Annotated in this window: 3 protein-coding genes; 1 reads left to right on the top strand and 2 read right to left on the bottom strand. The window is 32.9% G+C overall.

Going from position 1 to position 3,394, the window contains the following annotated elements; translation table 11 throughout:
* The first annotated feature begins 281 nt into the window (after positions 1–281).
* Entirely contained in the window at positions 282–1,460 is a 1,179-nt protein-coding gene (locus L323_RS22945; protein WP_020813984.1) for an MvaI/BcnI family restriction endonuclease, read from the top strand.
* Positions 1,461–1,506: 46 nt separating this feature from the next.
* Here L323_RS22945 and L323_RS22940 read toward each other — a convergent pair whose 3' ends face one another.
* Positions 1,507–2,850 carry a DNA cytosine methyltransferase gene (locus L323_RS22940; protein ID WP_020813983.1) on the bottom strand — a complete coding sequence of 448 codons (1,344 nt, stop codon included), beginning with the start codon at positions 2,848–2,850 and terminating at the stop codon, positions 1,507–1,509.
* 36 nt (positions 2,851–2,886) lie between these two features.
* On the bottom strand, positions 2,887–3,090 hold the full coding sequence (locus L323_RS22935) for a hypothetical protein (RefSeq protein WP_020813982.1): 204 nt from the start codon (positions 3,088–3,090) through the stop codon (positions 2,887–2,889).
* Positions 3,091–3,394 lie beyond the last annotated feature (304 nt).

Here is a 3,394-nt window from a genome sequence, read left to right as displayed (position 1 = left end):
CTTCTGGAAGCGAAACGGTGGCTTCAGATGGTTTGATCAATAGAAAGGCTGCTGGTTTATACTTCGAAACCCTTTTGTATACTCAATAGATTAATTTGCATATATATTATACAGTGCTATTATTTGCACATATCTAAAAAATCAAGTACATCTTGCAACTGTTGAGCAACAACACGCGTTATCCATCGTCAATGTATTTATACACTTTCATTACAAATCCATTACTTTCAAATCCAGTAAGAGAATGATAAAATGTATTGTGACAGATTGGAGGAATTTTAATGGTTTTTATACCTAATGAACATGAAGAAGCTATGCTCGCTGAAATTACAAAAAGGTCTAGAGCGGAATATACACTAATTAGAATGACGAATACTATGATAAACAAGTCAATAATTGATGCGTCAGCATCATTTAGAAATATAACTCGTGAAAATGGCATTGTTGATTATAAATCATTGGTTCCAGGTGGCGAAAAACTTTATTGTGAGGCATTAATTATAGTAAATGATGTTTACGAAAGTAAAGTTAGTTTATATAGACCAAAAACCAAAAATGGTGACCCTCGTTTTTGGATTTATGGGTTAAAAAACATTTTGTCTACAAATGATCTGGTTTATATATCTTTCTACAAAGGGAGACTTGTAATAATTCCACTTGTTCACAGATACTTCTCTGTATCAACATTAAATAAAGTTTATGAAAGTGAAAGTATTCGCCTTAGGAAAGAACTCTTTGACCAATTAATATACTTAAAAAACAAAGGTCCAGTATTAAGTGTATCTCCGTTCAAAAGAAATCCAAAGGATGTTGGTGATACATTGGAAAGAGAATTAGGTATTGCCCCAAACTCTAAAATATTAGCTGATTACAAGGGGAAAATTGAATTAAAGGCTAAGAGAGATGGTTCTGGTACTAAAGATACGCTATTTAGCATGGTACCAAACTGGGACAAGAGTTTTATAAACTCATCAAATCAGATGATTCTTACATATGGGTATCCTTCCAATGACCCTAAATACAGGGGGTATATAGATCTATATGTTACTGTGCACAACAGACCTAATAATCAAGGGTTATCCCTTGGTATTGATGAAGATAATAATTTGCTACATCAATGGCACCTAGAACCAAACGGTAAGGCAATTAGTACCTGTGTATGGGATTTTGATGATATTAATTCAAGATTAAATGATAAACATCCAGAAACAGTTTGGGTCGTTGCCCAAGAGACAGTTCATAAAGGAAAGATACATTTTGTATTTGATAGGGTTGAGCATACTCAAAAACCAATATTTAGTTCATTCATTGTACAAATCGGCAAAGGGATTGTTACTTACGATTGGCGAGGGCGTGTTCGATGGGATGGTACAGGGTATAAAGATAAAGGTCATTGTTTTAGAATATCTCCCAAATATAGGCATACAATTTTTGGCGAAACTAATACTCTGAACATATAAAAAAGGAAAGGCATAAATTGATTTATCAAAACTTATGCCTTTCCTTTTATTTTTCTGTTAGTACCTTGAATATTTGCGAGGCAATTGCTCTTGCTAGAAGTGGCGGAACAGCATTGCCGACTTGAGTATATTGTGGCACCTCAAGTTTTCTCCTTTGCCCCCCAGTTGTCCTCTTGCCTAAAAAAACGAAACTATCATCAAAAGATTGTAATCTTGCTAATTCTCTTACTGTAAAAATTCTATTTTCAAAAGGAGATATATAATCATCCGGCAAAGTTAAAACTGTAAGAGATGGAGAATTTCTGTTAAGTTTTGTTCGAGCGGCTTTTTTTGTTATTAATGCAGTTATCAAATCTTTGTCTGCTTTTGCTTCTCCAAATAACTTAATTATTTCAGGTCCAGTGTATTTGTTATGTAGTTTTTTTACACACTCCGCAACAAGATGAGGTTTGTTTTTTAAATCAATGCCCTCTCTTTGTATTCGCCTAATTAAAGCATTGGTATCTTCACCTTCTTTATAGAGTGAAAATCTCTCTACTATTATAGGTTGATGTTTAGCTATTTCACAGTTTGGAGTTTTACTTTGCTTCTTAGGGAATTTATTATTGGTATCTTTAGTTCTTCCATTTATTGATTCCTGTTGGAAAACTGTTAACTTTGGATTAGTCTTTTCACGCAGATTTTTATCAATAATTAAATCACCTATAGCTTGTACCAATGAGACTTTTTCATCATCTTTACAAGTAGGTTGTGGATATATCGGGGCGGACAAGCCGTTTAAATAAGCTATGAATATAACCCTTCTTCTTTTTTGGGGTACACCATAATCAGATGCATCGAGAATTCTGGGTTCAAGAGTACTATACCCGATTTCTTTAAATTCATTTAACAATATTTCGGGAACCAATGAATTATCTGGGTATTTATTGCCATTAAGTCCAACAAAATCATCAAGAGTTGTATCTGTAAAGCCCTCTACATTTTCCATAATTACATATCTAGGCATCATTTCGCTTATAACTCTAAGATATTCTTTAAAGAGCATATTTCTTGGGTCATTCTTGTCCCTTTTCCCAGCACGACTAAATCCCTGACAAGGGGGACCACCAAAAATTGCATCAATCTTTTCTGGTACTTGAGTTTTGCCAGATGTAAAAATGTCTAATGAGCTAATACAATTTGTAATAAATGTACCAGTTAGATCTCTTATATCACCTCTATGAAAATATGTATTTTGTCCTTGAATTAATCCAAGTTGTTTATGTCTGTTGACATAGGTCTTTTCAACATCAATATTTATATCATTGGAAAACAATATATCAAAACCAGCCTGTATTATTCCTTCACTCATTCCGCCTGCGCCACAAAACAGGTCAATAGCGTATGGCATAGTTTCATCCTCCTGCAAATATTTAAATAGTTATTATTACTTTTTATCAATAATGTACTCGTCTTGTTTCTCTGCAATAAGTAATTCATCCAATATAGAATTATCTTTAATATAACTGTTAGCTGTTTCTAAAAACCAATCTTTCAAAGTTGTTTGATTTTTGGCTAATGCAACATAAAGTTTATTTTTAATGTTTTGTTCAACTTCTAAAACAATTCTTCCAGATTTTCCTCGTGCCATTGAGTTACCTCCTGCTTGTTACTTATATTACATATATGATATTACAAATGTGATATGATGTCAATGCAAAATCGAACCTTTGTTCGGTTTTGCTGTTTCTATTATCCTAGCATAACGGTGTGGCTCCTCTGGGCTATGTTTAATCGGTGATATACTTTAAAAATTCTGATTATATCAGTCCTTTCATCTTTTTATGAATTGAAAAAGACACCGTTTTGAAGTAAACTTACAAAACAGTGTCCTTTTTACTTTGCACATAACAATTTATACATTAACTCACTTTAATAACAAATATCAGAATGTT

The organism is Ruminiclostridium papyrosolvens C7 (assembly GCF_000421965.1).
Classification (GTDB): Bacteria; Bacillota; Clostridia; order Acetivibrionales; family DSM-1351; genus Ruminiclostridium; species Ruminiclostridium papyrosolvens_A.
Note: the sequence above shows the minus strand (reverse complement) of the source record. Positions and strands in the feature narration are given on the sequence as shown.

Bases quoted from the DNA above. Each gene is read 5' to 3' on its own strand.
- L323_RS22945 (WP_020813984.1), top strand. From the start codon at position 282: ATGGTTTTTATACCTAATGAACATGAAGAAGCTATGCTCGCTGAAATT.
- L323_RS22940 (WP_020813983.1), bottom strand. From the start codon at position 2,850: ATGCCATACGCTATTGACCTGTTTTGTGGCGCAGGCGGAATGAGTGAA.
- L323_RS22935 (WP_020813982.1), bottom strand. From the start codon at position 3,090: ATGGCACGAGGAAAATCTGGAAGAATTGTTTTAGAAGTTGAACAAAAC.